Origin of the sequence: Mesorhizobium sp. BR1-1-6, assembly GCF_020165355.1 — a bacterium.
GTDB lineage: Bacteria > Pseudomonadota > Alphaproteobacteria > Rhizobiales > Rhizobiaceae > Mesorhizobium.
This window is the reverse complement of record NZ_JAIUHZ010000003.1, coordinates 300,629-322,163: the sequence shown is the minus strand read 5'-3', so window position 1 is coordinate 322,163 and position 21,535 is coordinate 300,629. Positions and strand designations below refer to the sequence as shown.

Annotated in this window: 19 protein-coding genes and 1 pseudogene; 14 read left to right on the top strand and 6 right to left on the bottom strand. The window is 58.9% G+C overall.

Annotated features, from left to right (window positions below):
* The first annotated feature begins 39 nt into the window (after positions 1 to 39).
* From gorA to LB545_RS09420, 7 genes are all read left to right on the top strand, one after another.
* Positions 40 to 1,515 (top strand): glutathione-disulfide reductase, encoded by a 1,476-nt coding sequence (gene gorA / locus LB545_RS09450; protein ID WP_224704936.1) that lies wholly within the window; start codon positions 40 to 42, stop codon positions 1,513 to 1,515.
* A 224-nt stretch (positions 1,516 to 1,739) separates the two neighbouring features.
* Positions 1,740 to 2,447, top strand: a complete 708-nt coding sequence (locus LB545_RS09445) for a glutathione S-transferase family protein (protein WP_140581522.1) — start codon at positions 1,740 to 1,742, stop codon at positions 2,445 to 2,447.
* A gap of 124 nt (positions 2,448 to 2,571) precedes the next feature.
* A complete protein-coding gene (locus tag LB545_RS09440; RefSeq protein WP_140581525.1) occupies positions 2,572 to 3,144 on the top strand; it encodes a hypothetical protein in 573 nt (190 codons plus the stop codon).
* Between the two features lie 73 nt (positions 3,145 to 3,217).
* Positions 3,218 to 3,661 (top strand): hypothetical protein, encoded by a 444-nt coding sequence (locus tag LB545_RS09435; protein WP_140581527.1) that lies wholly within the window; start codon positions 3,218 to 3,220, stop codon positions 3,659 to 3,661.
* Positions 3,662 to 4,101: 440 nt separating this feature from the next.
* Positions 4,102 to 4,503, top strand: coding sequence for a hypothetical protein (locus LB545_RS09430; protein ID WP_140581530.1), 402 nt, complete (start codon positions 4,102 to 4,104; stop codon positions 4,501 to 4,503).
* A gap of 146 nt (positions 4,504 to 4,649) precedes the next feature.
* Entirely contained in the window at positions 4,650 to 5,981 is a 1,332-nt protein-coding gene (locus LB545_RS09425; RefSeq protein WP_140581885.1) for an MFS transporter, read from the top strand.
* A gap of 52 nt (positions 5,982 to 6,033) precedes the next feature.
* Complete coding sequence (locus LB545_RS09420; RefSeq protein WP_140581533.1) at positions 6,034 to 6,732, top strand: glutathione S-transferase N-terminal domain-containing protein; 699 nt, start codon at positions 6,034 to 6,036, stop codon at positions 6,730 to 6,732.
* 798 nt (positions 6,733 to 7,530) lie between these two features.
* Here LB545_RS09420 and LB545_RS09415 read toward each other — a convergent pair.
* Positions 7,531 to 7,740, bottom strand: a complete 210-nt coding sequence (locus LB545_RS09415; RefSeq protein WP_140646434.1) for a hypothetical protein — start codon at positions 7,738 to 7,740, stop codon at positions 7,531 to 7,533.
* Between the two features lie 60 nt (positions 7,741 to 7,800).
* Positions 7,801 to 8,958, bottom strand: coding sequence for a tyrosine-type recombinase/integrase (locus tag LB545_RS09410; protein WP_181171888.1), 1,158 nt, complete (start codon positions 8,956 to 8,958; stop codon positions 7,801 to 7,803).
* Positions 8,959 to 10,497: 1,539 nt separating this feature from the next.
* Between LB545_RS09410 and LB545_RS09405 the strand changes: the two genes are divergently transcribed.
* From LB545_RS09405 to LB545_RS09385, 5 genes and pseudogenes are all read left to right on the top strand, one after another.
* On the top strand, positions 10,498 to 10,797 hold the full coding sequence (locus LB545_RS09405; RefSeq protein WP_140499724.1) for a DUF1236 domain-containing protein: 300 nt from the start codon (positions 10,498 to 10,500) through the stop codon (positions 10,795 to 10,797).
* Between the two features lie 687 nt (positions 10,798 to 11,484).
* Positions 11,485 to 11,706 (top strand): hypothetical protein, encoded by a 222-nt coding sequence (locus LB545_RS09400; RefSeq protein ID WP_140499723.1) that lies wholly within the window; start codon positions 11,485 to 11,487, stop codon positions 11,704 to 11,706.
* 633 nt (positions 11,707 to 12,339) lie between these two features.
* Positions 12,340 to 12,786 (top strand): annotated as a pseudogene (locus LB545_RS09395) (MucR family transcriptional regulator).
* Positions 12,787 to 12,847: 61 nt separating this feature from the next.
* The gene (locus tag LB545_RS09390) at positions 12,848 to 13,138 is read left to right on the top strand and encodes a hypothetical protein (RefSeq protein ID WP_140499721.1); all 291 of its coding nucleotides are present in this window, start codon (positions 12,848 to 12,850) and stop codon (positions 13,136 to 13,138) included.
* A 135-nt stretch (positions 13,139 to 13,273) separates the two neighbouring features.
* Positions 13,274 to 13,477, top strand: a complete 204-nt coding sequence (locus LB545_RS09385) for a CsbD family protein (RefSeq protein ID WP_140499719.1) — start codon at positions 13,274 to 13,276, stop codon at positions 13,475 to 13,477.
* 463 nt (positions 13,478 to 13,940) lie between these two features.
* Here LB545_RS09385 and LB545_RS09380 read toward each other — a convergent pair whose 3' ends face one another.
* From LB545_RS09380 to LB545_RS09370, 3 genes are all read right to left on the bottom strand, one after another.
* Positions 13,941 to 14,192: a helix-turn-helix domain-containing protein gene (locus LB545_RS09380; RefSeq protein WP_224646664.1), complete on the bottom strand. Its 252-nt coding sequence runs from the start codon at positions 14,190 to 14,192 to the stop codon at positions 13,941 to 13,943.
* A gap of 593 nt (positions 14,193 to 14,785) precedes the next feature.
* Positions 14,786 to 16,186, bottom strand: a complete 1,401-nt coding sequence (locus LB545_RS09375; protein WP_140581538.1) for a mercuric reductase — start codon at positions 16,184 to 16,186, stop codon at positions 14,786 to 14,788.
* Positions 16,187 to 16,274: 88 nt separating this feature from the next.
* Positions 16,275 to 17,021, bottom strand: coding sequence for an SDR family NAD(P)-dependent oxidoreductase (locus tag LB545_RS09370; RefSeq protein ID WP_140499716.1), 747 nt, complete (start codon positions 17,019 to 17,021; stop codon positions 16,275 to 16,277).
* 117 nt (positions 17,022 to 17,138) lie between these two features.
* On the opposite strand from LB545_RS09370, the gene LB545_RS09365 reads away from it, so the two are divergent.
* Positions 17,139 to 18,020 carry a LysR family transcriptional regulator gene (locus tag LB545_RS09365; RefSeq protein WP_140499714.1) on the top strand — a complete coding sequence of 294 codons (882 nt, stop codon included), beginning with the start codon at positions 17,139 to 17,141 and terminating at the stop codon, positions 18,018 to 18,020.
* A 497-nt stretch (positions 18,021 to 18,517) separates the two neighbouring features.
* On the opposite strand, the gene LB545_RS09360 is transcribed toward LB545_RS09365, so the two are convergent.
* Positions 18,518 to 19,165: a HipA domain-containing protein gene (locus tag LB545_RS09360; RefSeq protein WP_210239514.1), complete on the bottom strand. Its 648-nt coding sequence runs from the start codon at positions 19,163 to 19,165 to the stop codon at positions 18,518 to 18,520.
* A 1,128-nt stretch (positions 19,166 to 20,293) separates the two neighbouring features.
* Here LB545_RS09360 and repA point away from each other — a divergent pair.
* Positions 20,294 to 21,496 carry a plasmid partitioning protein RepA gene (gene repA / locus LB545_RS09355; RefSeq protein WP_140499712.1) on the top strand — a complete coding sequence of 401 codons (1,203 nt, stop codon included), beginning with the start codon at positions 20,294 to 20,296 and terminating at the stop codon, positions 21,494 to 21,496.
* Positions 21,497 to 21,535: the final 39 nt, after the last annotated feature.

Here is a 21,535-nt window from a genome sequence, read left to right as displayed (position 1 = left end):
ACAACGGATTGGGTGCTTAACTTGAGCGACACGAACCTATTGCAATCCGTCCAAAGCGACGCTTCAGCGGCTTCCTGCGCAACGGAGTTCGACGTCGACCTGTTCGTGATCGGCGGCGGGTCAGGAGGCGTCCGGGCCGCCCGCGTCGCATCGGGACATGGCGCAAAAGTGATGCTCGCCGAGGAGTACCGGTTGGGCGGAACATGCGTCATCCGCGGCTGCGTCCCAAAGAAGCTGTTCGTCTATGCGGGTCGCTTCAGCGACAAGTTCGACGAAGCGGCGGAGTTCGGCTGGCGTTTGTCGATGCCGCGTTTCGATTGGCCGTCATTGGTCGCCGCAAAGGACCGCGAAATCGCACGACTGGAAGCACTTTACGGCAGCGGTCAGGAAAATGCGGGCGTCGAAGTCGTCAAGTCCCGTGCTGTGCTTGAAGACGCGCATACGGTTCGCCTGGTCAAAGACGGTCGCCGCGTACGTGCGCGCAAGATTCTGATTGCGACGGGTGCAAGGCCCGAACTCCCTCCCTTCGACGGTATCGAACTCGGTATCACCTCCGATGCCGTCTTTGACCTGAAGACATTTCCGAGGAAGCTCGTAATCGGCGGCGCCGGTTACATTGCCATTGAGTTCGCGGGCCTTTTCGCTGCGTTGGGAAGCGACGTCACAGTCGTCTGCCGAGGAAGTAATATCCTGCGCGGCTTTGACGAGGACGTGCGCCAGGCCGTCGCCGCGTCCTATGCGAACCGCGGCATCAAGTTGATACTCGGTGACAGCATACGTCGACTTGAACCCCGGCGCGGGCAAACTGGCGGCGGTTTGGGAGGAATCGACGTTACGACTGAACAAGGTGGCAGACTGGTGGCAGACCAGGTGTTGCTTGCCTTTGGACGCGCTCCGAACACGACCGCCCTCGGGCTCGACCGAGCGGGCGTCAAGACCGCCGCGAATGGTGCGATTATTGTCGACGCAGGCTCTCGCACAAATGTCCCGAACATCTATGCAGTCGGTGACGTCTCGAACCAGATAAACTTGACACCTGTTGCGATCCGCGAAGGCCACGCATTCGCCGATAGCGTGTTCGGGGAGAACAATTGGCAGGTCGACTATTCCAATGTGCCGACGGCGGTCTTCTCCAGCCCGGAGATCGGCACCGTTGGCATGACCGAACTGGAAGCGAGGGCGCAGTACCCCGCAGTCGACATCTACAAGGTGCGCTTCAAGCCGCTGAAGGCCGGCCTGACACGCGATTGCGAGACCTCCCTTCTGAAAATCATCGTAGACTGCGAGACGGACCGGATCCTTGGCATCCACATTTTCGCCGAGGAAGCCAGCGAAATGATCCAGGTGCTGGCGATCGCAATTCGCAGTGGAGCCACCATGAATGACTTTGTGTCGACCATGGCGGTGCATCCGACAATCGGTGAAGAAATCGTCACAATGCAGGCGCCGACGGTCCGTTACGACCGACGTGTAGAACCGGCCGCGCCCCCGATCGCCGAAAACGTCCCGGCGTGACTCCAACCGGCTGGGAATCGGCGGGCGTATCGCGCTTCCGCCCGTCGGACCGACCAGCTTGGATTGGCGCTGCAGACCATCGGGAATGAAATCGATAACAGGGCGTTGCTTCCATAGCGGCAAACGTCTTGGCAATGTCGCGTGGGCCGACCGAACCAGCGGCCCCGTCGGCCTGACGCGCGTGGCCCGTGCGCGAAATCTCTGAAACTCCGAAGGTGAGCGCGATGATCCGCTTTTATTTCCACCCGACCCCCAACCCAGCCAAGGTTGCGCTTTTCTTGGAGGAGTCGGGGTTACCTTATGAGCTGGTGCCGGTCGACACGAGCAAGGGCGAGCAGCACCAGGCCGAATTTCGCGCCGTAAACCCTAACGGCAAGGTCCCCGCGATCGTCGACACCGAAGGTCCCGGCGGAAAAGAGGCACGCGTTTTCGATTCGAGTGCCATTCTACTGTATCTCGCCGAAAAAGCCGGTCGCTTCCTAGGCCAGCCGGCTGACCGAGGCGAGCTTCTGTCGTGGCTGTTTTTCCTCGGTACAGGCCTCGGTCCGTTCTCGGGGCAAGCCGTACATTTCCAGTTTGCAGCTCCCGAGGGTCTTGACTACGCCGTCAACAGATATCGCCGCGAAGCGGAGCGCCATTATCGGGTACTCGACAGCCAACTCGCAGGCCGGGATTACATTGTCGGGTCCGAATATACGATCGCCGACATGTCCGCCTGGGGTTGGATCGATCGCGCTTCCCGCGTCATGAAGGGCGCGACGGATCCCTTGGTGCCGTTCCCCAACATCAGGCGATGGTTCACGGCGATCGACGCGCGCCCAGCGGTCGCCAAGGCGCGCGCGGTTGGAAAGGATCACGACTTCAAGAAGGTCAACGACGAGGAAACGAAGCGGGCGCTATTCCCCTCGAACTATCCCGCGGCCGACGCGTAAAGGACCCCAGTCTCACCCGTCGCAATGCCGGGAGTGGAAACGAAAACTGCACGGCGCTTCCAAATGGCCAATGCCAAACCCGGCGTTTGGCGTTGGACGACGTGCCGACGCTAGGAGAGTGCAGATGAATCTCGACGCGAAGGATATGGTCGTGGCGGTTTCAGATCTCTTGGGACACGGGTATGACCACGAGTATCGCATAAGAGACGGCCTGCTCTACGACCTGACGTCCGAAAAATCCGTCGCCGCCGGCGACATTCAGGTCGATTTTGCGAAGAGGTTCGAGAGCGCTCCGGACGCTGGAGACGGCTCAAACATCTATGCGATCACTAACCGGAAAGCCGGCAGCAAAGGCCTGTTGATCGACGCCTTTGATGAACTGGACGGCGAATGCTCGCGAGAACTCTTCGAACAGCTAAACGCGAACCGCTCCATACGTCACGAGAACGAGGGTGAAATCGCAAGCCGATATGGGCTGCGGAAGATCTTCAAGGAAGAGTTCGACAAGGATCCGGAGCGGTTTGTCCTGAGGATTGGCTTTCCTGACTTCCCGCCGTGCCCGTTCGGGCAATCATTCTCGATTCTTGGGTTCGATACCGCGGAGCAATCCTACGTCTGGCTCGTCACCAGCATTCTCCGCGATCCCAGGCTTGAGAGAGTCCCCTATCAAGGCGCCGAGGTGCCCGACAACGAATGACCGCATAATTGTCGAGTTTGCCAGCGTCGCCATCACAGTCTGGCCGGAAGCCCTACCTCACAAAGGACCTGAAATGAACAAACAGATCGTGAAACAGACCATGTTGTCGCTGGAGACTCGCGACTTCGAGAGTGCGAGAGAAAAATACCTCGAGTATGTCGCGAGCGCCCGGCTTGATAGAAGCGAGCCGATCGAAGATGACGAACAAGCGCAGGCGGAGCTCGCGAGCGACCTGTCCGAAGCCTTCGATGACACCGTTCACTCACATTCCGACAAAATAGATAAGCTCTCCAGGATAGACTTCGGCCCCAAAGGCATGATCGAGGAGGGCGCCGTCGTGAAACTAGGCGGTCGTTATTTCGTCATCGCCGTGTCGACAGCCAAGTTCACATGCGACGGCAATGAGATCATGGGCATCTCCACGCAGGCGCCGATCTACGCTGAATTGGAGGGAAAGCGCGCCGGCGACGAGGTGTCGTTTAATGGCAGAGACCTCGTTATTGAAGAGGTCGCCTGATAGCTTCAACGTGGAAGAAAGCTGCCTTTCGGCATGTCGCTCGCTATCCCCTGCGATAGTCCGCGACGTGCGAGGCGCGACGAATAGGCTGTCGAAAGACGTTTTGCGCCTAGTCCTTTCGATACTCTCCCCACCTGCATCGTCAGATGCCGTAGCAATCTCGTCCCGGGCGCCTGATTTTTCTTGGCGTCCCGACTGACAATGGCGTTGGTGATGCGCCTCTCCGTACCATGACGCGAGACAAGCGGAATGGAAACAATAACAATCAAGCATTTCCACTCGTTCGCACGGCGGCATAGCCTTTCTATGCGTCAACACGGCCTGATCTGAGGCGATTGTATGGAATGCCGGCGATCAGGGGCGGCGAGATCGACATCTGAGATGAATGCGTTTTCATCGGCGTGACGACGCACCCAAGACAAGAGGCACAGGAGTCACCAATGTCGTTTCCCTTCGTCACCAAGTCTATGCACGCCTACCTTATCGATTACCCTGTCGCTGTCGTCTTGATCGCAGCGCCATTTCTGTTGAAGCTTGGCCAGAGCGGACCGATGGCGCTATGGCTTTCGGTTGTTGTCGGAATTGCGGCGCTGATCTTGCCTGCACTGACCGACCATCCCACCGGGCTCGTGCGCATCATACCTTACTGGCTCCACCTTTGGGTCGATCGGGCCGTGGGCGTGGTGTTCATCATCGCACCGTTTGTCTTTAAATTTGTAGGGCTCGACGCCTGGTACTATTGGATTTTAGCGATCGCTGTACTGCTCACGACGTCAGTCTTCAATGCACCCGAGGAGCCGGTCGCGCCGGTCTCGGGGATGGGCACGCGCACGGCGGGCTGAACGCCGCAGCGCCGCCCACATCCCGTCGAGGCTCGAGCGGATGACCGTCGTCTCGCAGATCAACGAGACGGAGGCGCTGTCACAGGCTTCGTCGAGCGACGCGCCATCCACCGATGGTGGATATTACTCAACCGCGTGAAATAGAGATGCACAGCTCGATGCAAAATGGGGCACCCGCGATCAACATTGCACGACCGAGCGCGAACCGCCGGCTGGCTTTCATATCAGCTGTAATATCCTTGGTAGCTTCGTTCGCCGCGGCGGCCGCGCCGATCCCGCTCTACAACATCTACCGGGCGGAAGACGGGTTTACCAACGCCGGAATATCCATGGCCGTCGTCGCATATGCCGTTGGCACGATCAGTGCACTGTTGGCATTGGGACGACTTTCCAATCACGTGGGCCGCCGGCTAGCCGCAGTCTCAAGCCTTGGCCTCATCATGCTTGGCTGTCTGCTATTGTTGAATGTACATGCCATCAGCATCCTGCTGGCCGGCCGGCTCCTGGTGGGGCTTGGCACCGGTTTAGCGAGCAGCAGCCTCACCTCCTACATCGTCGACGCGGCACCGGCCAGACCGGAATGGCTGGCCTCCGTTGCGTCAAGCCAAGGTCCGATGCTCGGTCTCACTGTCGGCGCCATCGTATCCGGTGCCTTGGTCCAGTTTGGTCCTTGGCCGCGCAACGTCATCTACTTGGCCTGCGTCGGCTTCCTGCTGCTGTCTGCCGCGCTCATCGCGATCAGTCCTGAAACAGCAGCGCCGACGTCTGGTGCATGGCGATCGCTATTGCCCCGATTACAGGTGCCGGCCCGTGCCAGGCCTCTCCTCCCTGTCGCCGCAGCGGTATTCCTGGCCACCTGGGCGACAGGCGCTTTCTATCAAGCCTTCGTTCCCGCGCTGGTCGAAGACCAACTCCACACCCGCAGCCCGCTTATCCTCGGATCGGTGTTTGCTGCCTATATGGCTCCCAGCGTCCTTGGCGCGCCCATCGGCGGCCGGTTCACCTCCGCAATGGCCCAACGCGTAGGCATGATCGCATTCCTGGCCGGCATGATCGGTATCATCACAGCGATCAATGCCGGCACGCTGATGTTGTTTATCCTCGCCACCATGGTCGCCGGCGCCGGACAAGGTATCGCAATTAGCGCCGCCACTCGTGGGCTGCTGGATGGCAGCAAGCTTGCCGACAGAGCGCCAATTTTCAGTGCAATCTATCTTCTCTCCTACAGCGGCGCCACCTTCCCGAGCCTGATCTCCGGCAAGCTTTCAAGCACCTTTACAATACCGCAGATCGCCTTGGGATATGGGGGGCTGGCTCTCGCAGCCGCGCTCTTCACTGTATTGCGCGCAAGAAACCCGGTCCCGGACGGGGCCGAGAATAATGCCTGCGTCACCGCGCCGGCTGACAACAAGTCGGTCGACAAGACAATAATAGTCGCGCTCAGCGAAAATAGTTCGCGCTCAGCGAACACGAGCTGAGTGATGGGATCAGTTCCTGCTCGGTTCGGCGCAACTATTTTGGAGACAGAAAGTGACGCTCGATCATCCGATTTTCACACGCTGGCCGGCGCAGCACCCTGACCTGCTGCAACTCTTTTCCCTCCCGACGCCCAATGGGGTGAAGGTCGGCATCATGCTTGAGGAGACGAGACTCCCCTATGAGGAGCACCGGATTGATATCATGGCAGACGAAAGCCACGACCCAGCGTTTCTCGCGCTCAATCCGAACGGCAAGATTCCGGCAATCTACGATCCCAACGGGCCGAGCGGCGCGCCGCTAGCGCTATTCGAGTCGGGCGCCATCCTCCTCTATCTTGCCGACAAGACGGGGCAATTTATTTCGGCCGACCCGAACACCCGCTATGAAACGATCCAGTGGGTTATGTGGCAGATGGGCGGAGTCGGACCCATGTTCGGCCAGGTCGGGTTCTTCAACAAGTTCGCTGGCAAGGAGTATGAGGACAAGCGTCCACGCGACCGCTACGCAACTGAATCGGCAAGGCTCCTACGCGTCCTCGACAATCGGCTCGCAGGTCGAGACTGGGTGATGGGCCCTGACTATACCATCGCCGATATTTCGCTGCTCGGCTGGGTTCGCAATCTTATCGGCTTTTACGAAGCTCGCGAACTCGTCGGCTTCGACCACTTTCCTCACGTGCAATCGTGGCTGGACCGTGGACTCGCACGTCCGGCGGTCCAACGAGGGCTGCAAGTGACGACTGTTGATTAGGTCGTGAGCCGTGCCACTGATTCTGGCCGACGGCGGCCTCGCGCTTACCGTTCACTAGAAGGGCCTTCCTCAAGACGCCACCATCTCTCCATTTGTCAAACTCAACACCATAGGCGGACCCGCATCTGTGCAGGTGAGCAGAAGATGATCACCTACGACGTTCCAGTTCTCCAGGATATCGCTGGAGATATAGCGCCAAAGCTCCTCCCCCTTGTCACACATCGAGACGACACCTAGCTGATGAAATGCAAGTATCTGATGGTATTTTTACAGGCTATAAATTGAAAAACACATCCTCAAGCAGATGTGTCTTCTTTAAGATACCCTCCTCCAAATCGACAATGGAGATGGACCTATCATAACAAGACAAACAGTAGCGACCAGCTGGCGATCGCATTACAGATGGGACGTTCGCTTGACTGACAATAATCCCTACTTTGATAGAAGAATCAGCCCCATCCCCGGGCCAAGAGTAAAAGCCCCTTGGCGCCTCTACATCGCCACGAGAAGAACGTTCGGTCCCCGCTGGGCAACGTGGTTCAAAAGGAGATTTTTTGAATCCCACGATCTTAGTGACGCGCTCACCTTCACCGCCCTCCATAAAACTTCCCAGTGATGAGTTTGGCCCCGTCCCAGATCGTCTCAAACTTCATCACCCCATTCGGCCCCGCCAGAACCGACTCTCGGACTACGGTTCCGTTTGCTTGGGTCCGCAGAATATTGCTCGCGTCATTCAGTGCACCTGCCAAATGCACTGTCGATCGACGTGTGGCCGCATTATCAACGAGCCCCACGCTCTCAAGTTGCCTGAGCATTGAGGTTGATCGCTCTACACTGGCCGACGCGGACGTCATCGGCGCCAGGGGGATTGCCATAGACGTTGTAGGCGACAATCGGCCCTTCGATCGGCACGAAGGCGTAGGTCGTGTGCGCATGCGACTGCCAGAGCGGATAGTTCCGGTAGTCGAGTGCGTATCGCAAGCTAATCGGATTGACGAGCATGACCATGGCGGCTCCCTTGCGCCGTAGCGATACCCGCATCCGAACCCCCGAACACGTTTGATGCCGCTAATCCCTGCCGCTCATCAGCTCAGAAAGTAGGCCCCTGCTGGGAAGGGCGGGCCAGGCGCAAGACTTCGATGGCTTTTGTCGCGATCGACCGGCGTCGAGCATCCGTCGTGAAATGGCTTGCTGCTGCAGGCGCAGGTGGTCGCTCAGCAGCTTGTTGCGTGTGATGTAGCCCGCATTGACGCCTGGGATCGAGTGGTTCATCAGCAAGTGAACGTCAAGCTCGGCAACGTCCACAGCTTGGGCGATTGTGCGGAACGTCTGCCGCAGGTCATTCCCCCATTTCGACAGATCGCTACGCTTCTCCTTGTGCTCGATGATGTGACCGCTTTCGCTGTCGGCCGGGAAGAGCCACTCACGCGATTGCTCGCCATAGAGAGCTGTACCAATGCGCATCACTCGAACCAGACAGCAGATCATGGCTCGGGAAAGCGGTATATCGAATGCCTTGACCTCACCACCCTTCGGCCTGGGTATGTGCAGGACACGCGCGCGAAAGTCGACATGCTCGACCCGCGCCTTCCTGATCGCTTCAGGGCGATGTCCCGAGAGCAGCATGAACAGATGCAACTCCCGCCGAACAGGGTTCTTCAAGACCGCGAGTTGGGAGAACCATTGCTCGAGATCCGAAAGACCCAGCGCCGTGTTGCGCCGATGTTCGGCATTCCAGTCTATGGCTGAGACCGGGTTGTCCGCCGGAAGCGTGCGGGCGGCCTTGCGGGCATGATTGTAGACGGCGCGCAGCGTTCGCATGCACCCATTGGCGATATAGGCGCCGTTATCCTTGGTGAGCTTCTCGTGTCGCACAGTCACGAGGGAAGGATCGTTGCCGAGCTTGGAAAGCGGCTCGTCAAGCCAATCGGCTAACAGCCGCTCGATGTGATCGCGATAGTTGTTGATCGTCCCGTCGCTGCGGCCTTTGTTCTTCATATGCCCGTCGCGGTAGCGTTCCCAGGCAATGCGCAGGGTGGGGTTTGCAATCGATGGCAGATCAGCCGCTGCAGCTTCGCCGTCCCGCTTGCGCGTCGACGCGCGAGGGTCAATGCCGTTGGCAATCTTGCCGAGAATGTCCTTCGCCTTCGCCCGCGCCGCACGCGTTGTGAGTTCTCCAACTTCGGCAACCTTCATCCGGACGGAAAGACGCTTGCCCGCCTTCATTCGATCACCCTGGACGACGAACGTTTTTTCCGTTTGCCCACCAGCACCATGAAGCCCGGCAGGTCGGTGTCCCGAGCAAAATATTGACCTGAAGACGCCGGCTGGAGGCTTGCGACGGCGCGGTCTGTAAGGGCAAGTCGAAGGTCTGTCATGAAGTTAGTGCGGGATTAGTACGGCAATTGCGTCCTGTTCGATCTGTCTGGATCTGTTGCTTTGTCTACGCCATCATGGCAGCGGAGTACGAAAACCGCAAAAACTTGAATATGTTAGAACCATTTCAATTATACAACGACTGGTATTGGGAAACAACGGGAAAGGCCGTCTGACAAATTCCTAATCTGTGGGTCACAGATTTCGATTCCTGTCGGAATCCATGATTCGAACCTGTGATCCTCTGCCTTCGGAGACAATGGGTTCCATCGCCAAAATTGACTAAGCCGCGTGCCGCCGGTAGTAGAAGAACGCCTCGTCGATAGTGGGTCTCGCGATGTAGCGCTCTACCGACTCGAACCCCCATAGATGCTTGGATCAAGGTTGCACCACAGCGGATCCAGACACCCCGGCCTCCTTCAGAAGCGCGCGCATCTCGACGGGAGCCGCAAGACAGAAAGTTCGAAAAGCTTCTAGGAACCCCAGGCAAATTGGATGCGCTGTGGACAGTTTCGCCCTAGCGGGATCGCTCGACGCCGCTGCAGCAGCCGATTCTGCAAGTAAGTCAAAAAGTTGCCTGAAGTTTACACGAACTTCGCCGCCATCTCATTCGCAGACACTCTGGTTGGCGTGGTTCCAACGAGATACTCACAAATACATAGGCACCCACCTCGAACCGGCGCGTTTCAGTTTCAAAACCGGGCTGAGGCAAATGCCCTATAGCGGGCGCAATTGTTCGTTCATATTCGGTGGCTCAGTACTCAGTACAAGGTAGATTGCGGGGACTAACATCAACCAGCCCCCCATTCCCAGCGCCACCAAAATCGCCACGCGCTCGGTTCGCCTGACAAGGTCGACAATGTTTTCCTCATTCGTCAAAGAAACAGCGTCCAAGAGCCCAGGCGCAGGATCATCGTTGTCATTTGCCGGTTGGTTTGCTTTGCCACTCTCATTGGTTCTCTGGATCGATGTCATTGTCTTTTGCTCACCAAACATACTGAAATAGAGGGCCCGCCAGCCACCGAGGCGGCTTGCGGGTCCTATCAGCACAGGAAGGGACGTAGCTGTGCCGATCCACGACATGTCAGCCAAGGAATATGCCGATCACCAAAAATGTGACGGCTGTCGCGAAAATTGGCGCGAGCAACCAACGCGCTTGGCCAATGCTTTTATCCATCTGCTTTCTCCGAATTTGGAGAAGCAACTACCCTGGCCCCTAAGCCGTTCCGACTAGTCTCAAGAGGTAAGACCATCGCGTTTTGTGATCGGCCTTTGGTCTGGTCAGCGTTCAGACTGAAGTCCGCTAGAGGAACGTTCGGCCTGCCGACGTGTTCAGATGGCTGGCGCGCAGAAAATTTGTGCTGTCGCCGGAACAACAGGAGAAAAACCATGAGGATACACCTTACCAGCACTGCTGCGGCGCTATTGCTTTTGGCCGGCGTCGGCGCAGTTGCGGCACAGGATGTGGTCATCACACCGGAACAGGACACCGTCGTGCGCCAATACGTGAAGAAGCAACCGCTGGCTTCCGTGAACCTTCTCGGACTTGAGCTGAATGTCGGCACGGCTCTGCCGGACACGGTCGAGCTCCATGAGGTTCCCAATGTCAAATACCGATATGTGGTGGTCGACAACCGCACGGTTTTGGTGGACCCGAGCACCCGCAAGATCGTCAAAGTCTACGACTGAGACCTCGAACGAACCCCACAACCCGCCGCCACGTTGGCGGCGGGTTGTGCATGTCGATCGCCATTCAACCGGACAAATGAAAATGATGAACCCTAAAGTCGAGACGTCGCTAGCCCTCGTCGCGCGCCTGGTTGATCTCCAGGCGAGAGAGTACGGTACGGCGCGTACCACTGAGGCCTCCCGAAAGGTCGCGGCATCGGGGATGACGGTCGCGGCCAGATTGCTGGCGACGATCTGATCGCCGCATGGTTCCTGTCGGACCGGACGCCTCGAATGGGTAAACGCTAGGGGTCGGTCTTGTCGCGGCTCCGGATGGCCGGCGCCGCAGAGCTGGTTTGGGTCTATTTCTGCGAGTCGTCGTATGATGTACGAAGCCATCGGTCTGTCACCGATACTGCCCCAAAGTTGCTGCGCCGATACGCACAGTCAGCGGATGTCAAAAAGCCCGCCACTGCGGAAACAGTGACGGGCTTCATGGGAGCCGGCCAGCGGAGGACGATGCTGGCCAAGGGTAGCAACGCTCCCCCAAACCATCAGTTGCACCTAAGCGAACAAGGCCGCCCATCTTTCGAATAGCCGCCTTCGTGCACCAGCACCTTAGCAAGCAATTCCTGTTCACCAGCAACAGCCATGACAGTTCCGTTCGAATTCGGACTTGGCTAGGATCGCCTCGGAGAGATCGGGCCGATGGCAAGTTTCAAAGTTGAGGCGATGAACGGCACGAAGGTGATCAGCACCACCTCAGTGGAAGCCCACAGCCATGTTCATGCCGTTGTGAAGGTCGTCCAGCGACCACTGAAGCCCGGGCGAACATCCGGCAAACCCTGGGTGCGCGTCACCGATCTCGGCACGCGCAAGATCAGTGAGTTCGAATTCGCAAGTTACCGGAACCTCAAGTCTCCAGAATAATTTGCAGCACTAGAGGCCGAGCACTGGATCCAGAAAACCGCGGGATACGGCTGACGCGCTGGGCGGGCTTTCAGGAGCCATCGATGGCCGAATTTGTCGTGGAGGAGTTGACAAGATTGGGGCGCCAAGCGCCATTCAGGCGGCGTCCTCATCGAAGGGTCGACGGTGACGACCGGACGCCAACCCGGTATGATGTCGATACGCGTCACACACGACCAAGGTCAGGTCAGCGACTTTCGCTGATGACCGAATATGATGAAACAGCACGGCAACCGGGCTGCGCCGCTCCTGCCGCGAAATGCGGACCGGCGGTTCGCCGCCGTCAGCATCGTGGAGCGCGCGACGGACATCCGCGTCGCCAGCGTTCGAGATGCGGCCCCTGAACGTCGATTGAAGTGCAGGACTGCCCGCACCGCGACGTGAAGCCGAATTAGGCCGCAATTTCGAGGCTTTGGCGCGATCTTCTGGTCGCCTGGCTTTGCATCATCTTGAGAGTATGACACACCGGGACACCCGCCAGCGCGGTCGTATACGATCGCGCCAATCTACAACCGCAGAACGTTTTGCTCTTTCGCGAATTGCGAAGAGGCAAATCCCAAGTAGAAGGTGCCGAAGCAATAGGAGTTCCAATAATTGCCGGAGCGGACCAATAGTGTCACTGAGATTGTCGAGCTAACCGCGGGTGTTGTCGCCGCATATGTCAGCAACAACCCCGTGCCGGCCGGCGAACTGCCAAACCTCATTGCGTCTCTACACGCTTCCCTGCCTGGTCTGAGCAAGCCTGCCGCGCCGGCAGTTGAGATGCAGGTCCCCGCGGTCAATCCAAAGAAGTCGGTTACTGCGGACTTCATCATCTGTCTTGACGACGGCAAGAAGTTCAAATCGCTGAAACGCCACCTTCGTTACCTTGGCATGACGGCCGATGAATACCGTGCCAAGTGAAAATTGCCAGCCGACTACCCGATGGTGGCGCCGAACTATGCGGAACAGCGGTCCGCTTTGGCAAAGGCGTCGGGTCTGGGGCGGAAGCCGGTCCCTCGGAAGAAACCTCCTGCCAAACCCACGGCCAAAGTCGCCTGACGCGAACTAAATCCTGCCCTTGTACTGGGCAGGCCACCGCCGGTGTGGCAAAAATGGAGCCATGACCCGCGCATCCATTGCCGAAGAGCTTGAGCGTGCCGCCGACCGCATCGCGGACATGCCGCGGCCGGATCTTCAAGTTATCCTTCGCCGCGCCGCCTTGATGCTGCGAAACGTCGCTGGCGTTCCCCTGGAGCCGGCAACAGAAGACGCGCTGAACTCGATCGCCGGAGAGATGAAGATCGGCCGGTCAGATCTCATTCAGATTGTGTTGCGCGAGTGGCTGGAAACCAACGCCTACCTGCCGGTGCGCCAAATCGATGAGGATAGCGAAACGGATGGGAGCGCTTAGAAACTTCCGCAATGATCATCGCGCCGATCAAACCAACGTGCGCCACCATCTTCCCAGCCCGCCTCTCCCGATTATAGCGGAACTCGAGGGCGATATGTCCGTTCTTCCGATGTGTGATTCGAAGGAGAAGCCACGATGGATTGGAACCGCGTCGAAGGAAATTGGAAGCAGGTCAAAGGTAAAGTCAAGGAACAGTGGGGCAAGCTCACTGATGATGATATCGACCGCATTGGCGGCAAACGCGATCAGCTCGAGGGCCTGATCCAGGAACGCTACGGCATCGAGAAGGATCGCGTACGCCGAGATGTCGATGACTGGTATGGTCGGCAGGGCTGGTAGATACCAGGTTATGGAATTAGGTTCCGCTTGTCTCAATCGATCTAGATGGACTTCCGGGATCGAACCAGGGAGACTGGCCTGCGCTTCGCCGCATGCCGCTGCTGGCCCTGTACGGTGCGTCGAGCCGCGCACCACGTCGACCCTTTGCCTCCGCCGAAGCTGAAGCTCTGGAGATCCCAATGGGTTGGTTCTTCCTGCGCCCCTGCCAAGCTTGCGGCGCGCCTTGCGGCGGTAAAGGCCAACCAAATTTCAGCCAGCCAGCGGAAGCCCGCATCCAGTCACGCATCGAGCGACGTGCAATGGCCCGACGCTTATGTTAACGCTCGACACGCCGTCCTCCATCTCCTCGCGCCCAGCCGCCTTCCAGCATGCAGCCTAAGCTTCGCGTATAACCTTGCCCACCCGCGCCTGCGCCGGCGTTAGATGCCGGCATTTCTTCATGACGGTCGTAAAGTGGCTTTGGCTAGAGAACCCCGCTCACATGGGCGATCTCCGCAATGGCCATGCGCTTGTCGGCAAGCAGTCTCTCCGCCAAGTCGAGCCGCAGATTGAGAACGTAGTGATGCGGCGGCGCCCCGACTGTCCTGGAGAAAGCCCGCACAAAATGAGAGGATGAAAGCCCGCAAACCGCGGCCATATCGGCAAGCGCTAATTTGCGCGAGAAGTTCGCGCTCAGGAATTCCTGCACCCCGGGCATTGCGGGCAGAAAGCCCACCTTTTTCGTTCATCTGTGGATGCGGCGCTGCATCAGTTACGGAAATCCATTCCGGAAAATCATCATTGCGCCGCATCTTCGACCTTGTTACCTCCCGGTGGGAACACCCTGTGGCGCCTCTCAGCTCCCTCACGAAAAACAATTCGTTATTGTTCGATAGTCCACGCATAGCATACGCACATTGGCGATCCAGAGAACCCCGCGCGGTAGCCTTCTCGAAATCAGGTCGAAGAGATATCGACCGCCTCACATCCAAGATCCAGATGCTTGCAACGGTACCTCGGCCGTTACGATAGGCGATCTTTCCCTCTGCGTTGTTGTCGCTATGGCCCTCCGACGTTTCTTTGCAGGAAAAGTCTCGTGGCCGGGCTGCTTCTGATTACAGAACCGTTCAAGGACCGCACCGGAGAACGAACCCGCAGCTTCGAAATACAGATCAGTCCGGGGAGAACGTTGAGGTGCCCGGTTGCATAGTCGGGACCGATCCGATGCAGACCGTTGGCTGCGTCGCTCGAGCGTCAATTTTTAATGTGCAGGTCAGACGCAGACAGATCCCGTCATATCAACTGGACCTGCCTGTGATGTTTTCATCGCTATTGATTCGACCTAGGCGGCACGTTGGAGAAGAGAGCTCCTAGTCCCTCTGCGATCGTCAGGTGCGTGATGACGGCATCGCGAAGCTTCGGGTACGGCAGCTTCGCCAGCATGGCAGTCTGGATGGCAGCCAAGACCTCGCCGGCTTCGGAACCGATCATCGTGAACCCTAGGATACGGTCATCATCCCCGCCCACGACAGCCTTCATGAACCCTTGGGTTTCCTCAGTTGCTTCGGTGCGCAAGACGCTGCTCATCGGCAACTTTGCGACGCGCACGCTGACACCCTGGCGTTGTGTTTCGCCTTCGCTTAGCCCGACACGGGCAAGCGGCGGGTCGGTGAACATCGTGTAGGGCACCAGCCGATCGCGCGTGCTGCGGTTGCCGCCTGCCAGATTGTCCCTGACGATGCGGAAGTCGTCGACGGAGACATGCGTGAACTGCGGGCTGCCGGCGCATTCGCCTAGCGCCAGAACATCAGGCGCGCTCGTCTCCAGCCGCTCGTTGACCCGAATGTAGCCGCGTCCGTCGATTTCGACGCCAAGTTTTTCGAGACCAATTCCGGCAGTGTTCGGCACGCGCCCCGCCGCAACAAGGAGATGGCTGCCCTCCAACGTCGGCTCGCCTGATGAGGTGCGCACGGCCACGCTGATGCCTTCGCCAGAGCGGCCATGCACATTGAGAGGCTCCGCCCCTATAAGGAACTCGATACCTTCGCCAGCAAGAAGCCGACGCATCTCATCGGCGACGTCAGGATCTTCGCGGCCGACGAGTTGAGGACCGGCTTCTATTACGGTCACGCGGCTGCCGAAACGGCGGTAGGCCTGCGCCAGCTCAAGGCCGACATAGCCGCCGCCGAGCACGATCAGATGCGGTGGCAAGACATCGAGCTCCAGGGCTTCGATGTGTGTAAGCGGTCGTGCCGCCTCAAGGCCGGGAATGCTCGGAATGGCCGCATGCGTGCCGACATTGATTGCGACTTTATCACCAACGAGCAGTCGCGTGCCGCCGCCGTTCAAAGCCACTTCGAGCGTCTTTGGCGCCACAAAACGGCCGCTCCCCATGATTAGCTCCGCGCCGCTGGTTTCGTAGGCGTTGAGATGGAAGGCGACCTCCCGGTCGATCATGTCCTGCTTGCGGCGGCGGACCTGCGCCATGTCGGTCACAGCGGGTCCGATGACCGTTCCGAACTCCGCGGCGTGACGGGTGAGGTGTGCGACCCGCGCGCTCCAGAGTTCATTCTTACTCGGCAGGCAAGCGACGGCTGGACAGGAGCCGCCGATCCATCGGCGTTCCACGACCGCAACCTTCTTTCCCGCGCGGGCCAGGTGCCATGCGAGCAGCTTGCCGCCTTGGCCGCTGCCGAGGATCACCACGTCATATTGTTCGGGCTCAGACATGAGTTCTCTCCGTCAGTTCTGGATGAAGGATATGAGGGAGGCCGACTCCAAGACGCTCCCGCAGTGCCGTCGAAGAAAGGCCGGCCGCCTAACGCTGGCCGCCGGAGGCCGTGATGCGTTCGCCTGTCAGCCAGGCGGATTGGTCCGAAGCGAGGAAGATTGCGACGCGCGCAATGTCATCGGGCCGTCCCAGTCGGCCCATCGGCAAGGTTGCTCCGATATTTCTGGCAGTCTCACCTTCGATGCCTGCCACCGCCAGACCCTCGGTCTCGGTCATGCCGGGTGCGATCGCGTTGACGCGGATATTGCGGCCCACGAGCTCGTTGGCGAGCGCCTTGGTGATTGTATCCACCGCGCTCTTCGAGGCGGAATAGATGACCGAATTCGGCACAGGATTGGTGCTCGAAATCGTACTAAGATTGATTACGCTGCCGCCGGCAGGGCCAAAGGCGTTTACGGCTTCCTGCGTCGTTAGGAGGATGCTCAGCACGTTGGTGTCGAACTGGCGATGGAATTCTGCTTCCGTCACCTCCTCCAAAGGGGCGAAGCGGTACACGCCCGCATTGTTGACGAGGATACTGGGCCTTCCGAACGCGGTCTTCGTTTCGGCGAACAGCCGCTTAACGTCGGCGCTCTTGCTTACGTCCGCCTGGATCGCAACGGCCTTGCCGTGGCCGCCCAGGATCTCGCCCACCACCTTGTCGGCATCGCTCTTGTTCGACGCGTAGTTGACGACAACGGCCGCGCCCGCCTCGGCGAACTGCCGGGCGATTTCCGCGCCTATGCCCTTCGATGCGCCGGTCACTATTGCTACTTTGCCCCTGAGATTGTCCATGGTCTTACTCCTTTCAGCTTTGTGAACCGCCGTTGAGTGGCGTGTTGCTCAGGAGTTAAATCATGCGCAAATCGGCGAGTAGCGCTGCCGATCTCATATAATGTATACGTATTCCGTATGAATGATCGGCTCCAGCAACTCGCGATGTTCGTTCGCACGGTGGAAACCGGCAGCTTCTCGAAAGTGGCCCGAGAGTTCGGATTGTCGCAACCCTCCGTCTCGCGGACGGTCGCGGCGCTGGAAGAACGGCTGGGCGTCAAGCTACTCACGCGTACGACCCGCGAACTTTCGCTAACTGATGCCGGCGAGGCGCTGCTTTCCCGGGCGCGCGAGGCACTTGCTGGGATCGAAGAGGCGGAGAGCGCAGCGCGTGGGGCGGATCAGTTGTCGGGGATATTGCGGGTGGCTCTGCCGGCGACTTATGGGGTGCGGCAGATCGTACCGCTGCTGCATGGTTTCTTGGAGCGGCATCCTTTGCTCAAGGTCGATCTCATGATGTCCGACCGCTACGAGAATCTCGTCGCAGAAGGCGCAGACATGGCGCTCCGCCTGGGCAACCAGCCGGACTCCAGTTTCGTGGCGCGTAAACTTGCCGCTAGCCGCCGTTTGTTCGTGGCCGCGTCTACCTATCTCGCACGACGCGGCACACCGACAAAACTCGCCGAGCTTAGTCAGCACCATCTCATTGGCGGTCCCAGTGATACGGGCGATCAGAATTGGACCGCCCATCGCGAAGGCGTTACCGAGGTTCAGCCCGTCAGCCCGCGCGTGCGAACCCGCTCTGCCGCAGGTGCTATCGCTTGTGCGAGCGCCGGCCTCGGTATTGCGATCGCATCGAGGTGGATGTGCGCGGACGAGCTTGTCTCGGGAGCTCTGGTTGAAATCCTTCCTGACTACAGCCTCGAGCCGGTGACCGCCTTTGTCGTGTTCCCCGCCGGGCGACGCCCTTCGCAGAAAGCCCGCGCCTTCAGCGACTATCTGGAGCAGGCACTGCGCTAAAAGGCAGAGTGCAGCCGCTACGCTGAGATCGACTGTTCGCCTGGCACTTTGCCGCCATTGAGAGCCGCTTCTGGCGCGCGTTCAGCACGCGCTGGAGCCTAGGAGCAGATCCGGCGCCTTCATGATAAATCGAGGTCAACCGGCCGAAACGCTGAACTCCTCTTGGCGGCACTTCACGGCCGCTACTGACCCAGCGAGACCTCCTCGCCGGCCTGCATAGGAACCGGTGAACAGGCCGGCCTTCAAGAAGGCCAGAAGCTCGCCCTGCGGTGTCTCGACGAAGATCGGCAAGCTCCGCACGGTCCTTCAGTTTTTTGGACATTCAGCGCTTTCTGAGGACGTCGCGCTCCATCGCGCTGACGCAATGTGGGCGAGCCACTCCTCCGGCAAGAGCGACACGATGAACGGTGGCAAGTTGCCTGGGATCGTCTCGCGAATGAGCAGCGTGCCGCCTGTTCGGTGAGCAGGCTTCCACCGCCTCTCGAAACCGTCATGGATCAGCTGTCCAAGCGAGATCCCGTGCCAGGCAACGAGAAACTCCAATGCGGACTTGTTGCCGGCGATTTGCCGGCGTCGGCCCGCGCCGAAAGATAGCGTTCTGCCCCCTGCCCTTCCCGACACCAGCTGTTCTCACGGGCGAGCGCCCAAACCGCGTCCGCGGCTGCTTGCGGCGATCCAAACTCACCGATGAGACGCACAGCAAGTTGTGCCCGCATCTGCCCGGGTATCGCACTCGCATGCTCGCCGCGCAGCCGGAACGCTTCCAAAAACCCCTGTCGTGGGGACGAAGCATCGGTGCGCAACTCCCCCATGTCATCTCCAACAACAACGCCCATCGTCGACGGGTGGGCTGGCGCCTCATTTTGAATAATCTCGAGGGTGCGTAGGCGGGTGCGCTGGTTGCGTCGCCCGCTGATAAAAAGCCGCCCGTCCGGCGTAGGTCCGAGCAGAATCGCACTTGCCGATGACAGATACGCCGTTGGATAGAGATAACGTGCGATCCGAACGGCATGGTTCAGGATCGTGGTCTCGATGTCATCGGCAGCATCGACATAGATACCGCGAACGAGCTGAACCAATTCGCCTGCTTGCGAGCGCAGATGGGCACGCTTGGGATTTATTGTCTTTCCGGCCAGATGAAGCAAGGAATTATCTCGCATCTCAGATGCGTGATAGTTCCGTCAGGGGGCAAACGATGTCAACGAATATCTCCGAACATCTCTATCTGAGGTCGGTGATAATTCCGCGGACCCAGCAAGAGCAGCCATTCTTCAGAACGGACCTGCGAACCCATTGTCCTAATCGTGCGACTTCACGAGGCCTTCAGAAACTTGGCTCCTCTGACGTACAGCTGTGGCATGGGCCGTTTCAATTGGTCGTGCGCGCATTCGAAAACGCCGAGGCATGTTTGCAAGGCGGGCGGCGGTGCCCGATCCGTGGTCCAGCCCTGACTTGGCTTCTCGTACCGATCCAGCGCAGTCTCGGCAGGCAGACGCAGAGTGCTCCACCGGCGGGGCAACCCCACCTCGCTATCCTCTGCCAATTCGAGAGCCATTCATATCGGCACGTCTAGAGTGCAGGCTGCTCAACGCAGCCGTTCAACTCCTTCTCTCAACGCAACACCGGTCGCGCCGCGATCGACGATTGCGGCCTCTTGAAGTTGCTTGTCACGGCGCCCTTGCGCCTGCGTCGCCATCCGGGTTTGCGGTCGGCAATGGCAGGCAGACTCGACCGGCATCGCTGAAGTCGCAAGGGCAGCCGCCCTGCCCTACCAGGATCGCTGCAATGTGAGCTGCCCAATGATCTCAGTGGCTCGATTTCCGACAGAGCCCTTTACGACATGTAAAACTGGATTCCCGTGGATCGATCGCAATCGGGCGCGCCAATGAGGATCAAAAATTGCAGCGCCCCTGTGCGGTTTGAGCAGCGCTTGGCGGATGGCGTCCGTCAGCGCTGGGCGGGTTGGAACCGCCCTGCCAGGCACCGGTCCGCTTGTGCCACCCTCGACCTTTGACTGGCGCGATCTTTACTGCGGTAAAAACTTGCCCTTGTCGCAGAGAAAACATGCATTTAGCCACGCAGCGGCAGAGTCCTGGGTTCAGACGACAAGCAGCCGCTATGGCGACGATCTCGCTATTCGGCAGTAAGACGCCTGCTGGTGGCGTTAACCTTCTGTTAACCCAAAACTTCTTGCCGGGCTGTCCGAATCGGAGCTTAATGGCGCTTGTTGAATAGTTTCTTCGCAAAAAGCGCCAATTCAGGTTTCGACAAGAATGAATATCGCCATGCGGCTACCACGCTTCGAGTTCGATGACAAAATCCTCGAGCAGGGTGCTGAGATATCGCGACGCCTCAATCAGTTGCGCATGGAGAAATTTCCACCCAACGCGACCAAGACGCTGCGTTCATTTTCGATGGCAGAAGTCGCCCACTATCTCGGTGTGTCGCAAAACAATCTGAAGCGGCTACACCTTGAGCGCAAGGGTCCTTTGCCGGAACAGATGCCTTCCGGGCGCCGCTCCTACACGGCCGCGCAGATACTCGAACTTCGCCATTTTCTGGACCAGCATGGCAGGACCGAGGTCAAGAAGTATGTCCCGCACCGCAAACCCGGCGACAAGCTCCAGGTCGTTGCGGTCGTCAATTTCAAAGGGGGCAGCGGCAAGACAACGACTGCCGCCCACCTTGCCCAGCACTTGGCTCTGACAGGTCACCGGGTCCTCGCGATCGATCTCGACCCGCAAGCCTCGCTGTCTGCTCTGCATGGATTTCAACCGGAACTCGACCGCAACCTCTCGCTCTATGAGGCGATCCGTTACGATGACGAGCGCCGGCCGATCTCCGATGTGATCGTGCCGACGAATTTTCCTGGCCTGGATATCATTCCGGCCAATCTCGAGCTGCAAGAGTACGAGTATGACACGCCGCTCGCTATGCAGGACAAATCCTCCGCTGCCGGGCGGCAGTTCTTCGTCAGGATTGCAAACGCCTTGTCCGAGGTGGACGACCGCTATGACGTGGTCGTCGTCGACTGTCCTCCGCAACTTGGCTATCTGACTCTAACGGCCATGTCGGCGGCGACGTCCGTTCTGATCACCGTTCATCCCCAAATGCTCGACCTGATGTCGATGAGCCAGTTCCTTTTGATGCTCGGCGGCATCTTGAAGACCATCAAAGCCGCTGGCGCGGCGATCGAACTCGATTGGTTCCGCTATCTGATCACGCGGTACGAACCGACAGACATTCCGCAAGCCCAGATGGTCGGCTTCATGCAGTCCATGCTTGCTGGCCAGATCCTCGAAAATCCCATGCTCAAATCGACAGCGATCTCGGATGCGGGCCTGACGAAACAGACGCTCTATGAGGTGGAGAAGTCGTCTTTTACCCGCTCAACCTATGACCGGGCGATTGAATCGCTCGACGCGGTGAATTCGGAGATCACGACACTTATTCACCGCGCCTGGGGACGGACATGACGACGCGGTTTACGGCAGTAAATAGTGGCAATTTTTGCC

Excerpts from the sequence above, each read along its gene's own strand:
- LB545_RS09445 (WP_140581522.1), top strand. The coding sequence starts at position 1,740 with ATGATCCGCTTTTATTTCCACCCGACCCCCAACCCAGCCAAGGTTGCG.
- LB545_RS09440 (WP_140581525.1), top strand. The coding sequence starts at position 2,572 with ATGAATCTCGACGCGAAGGATATGGTCGTGGCGGTTTCAGATCTCTTG.
- LB545_RS09435 (WP_140581527.1), top strand. The coding sequence starts at position 3,218 with ATGAACAAACAGATCGTGAAACAGACCATGTTGTCGCTGGAGACTCGC.
- LB545_RS09430 (WP_140581530.1), top strand. The coding sequence starts at position 4,102 with ATGTCGTTTCCCTTCGTCACCAAGTCTATGCACGCCTACCTTATCGAT.
- LB545_RS09425 (WP_140581885.1), top strand. The coding sequence starts at position 4,650 with ATGCACAGCTCGATGCAAAATGGGGCACCCGCGATCAACATTGCACGA.
- LB545_RS09415 (WP_140646434.1), bottom strand. The coding sequence starts at position 7,740 with ATGGTCATGCTCGTCAATCCGATTAGCTTGCGATACGCACTCGACTAC.
- LB545_RS09410 (WP_181171888.1), bottom strand. The coding sequence starts at position 8,958 with ATGAAGGCGGGCAAGCGTCTTTCCGTCCGGATGAAGGTTGCCGAAGTT.
- LB545_RS09405 (WP_140499724.1), top strand. The coding sequence starts at position 10,498 with ATGAGGATACACCTTACCAGCACTGCTGCGGCGCTATTGCTTTTGGCC.
- LB545_RS09400 (WP_140499723.1), top strand. The coding sequence starts at position 11,485 with ATGGCAAGTTTCAAAGTTGAGGCGATGAACGGCACGAAGGTGATCAGC.
- LB545_RS09390 (WP_140499721.1), top strand. The coding sequence starts at position 12,848 with ATGACCCGCGCATCCATTGCCGAAGAGCTTGAGCGTGCCGCCGACCGC.
- LB545_RS09385 (WP_140499719.1), top strand. The coding sequence starts at position 13,274 with ATGGATTGGAACCGCGTCGAAGGAAATTGGAAGCAGGTCAAAGGTAAA.
- LB545_RS09375 (WP_140581538.1), bottom strand. The coding sequence starts at position 16,186 with ATGTCTGAGCCCGAACAATATGACGTGGTGATCCTCGGCAGCGGCCAA.
- LB545_RS09370 (WP_140499716.1), bottom strand. The coding sequence starts at position 17,021 with ATGGACAATCTCAGGGGCAAAGTAGCAATAGTGACCGGCGCATCGAAG.
- LB545_RS09365 (WP_140499714.1), top strand. The coding sequence starts at position 17,139 with ATGAATGATCGGCTCCAGCAACTCGCGATGTTCGTTCGCACGGTGGAA.
- repA (WP_140499712.1), top strand. The coding sequence starts at position 20,294 with ATGAATATCGCCATGCGGCTACCACGCTTCGAGTTCGATGACAAAATC.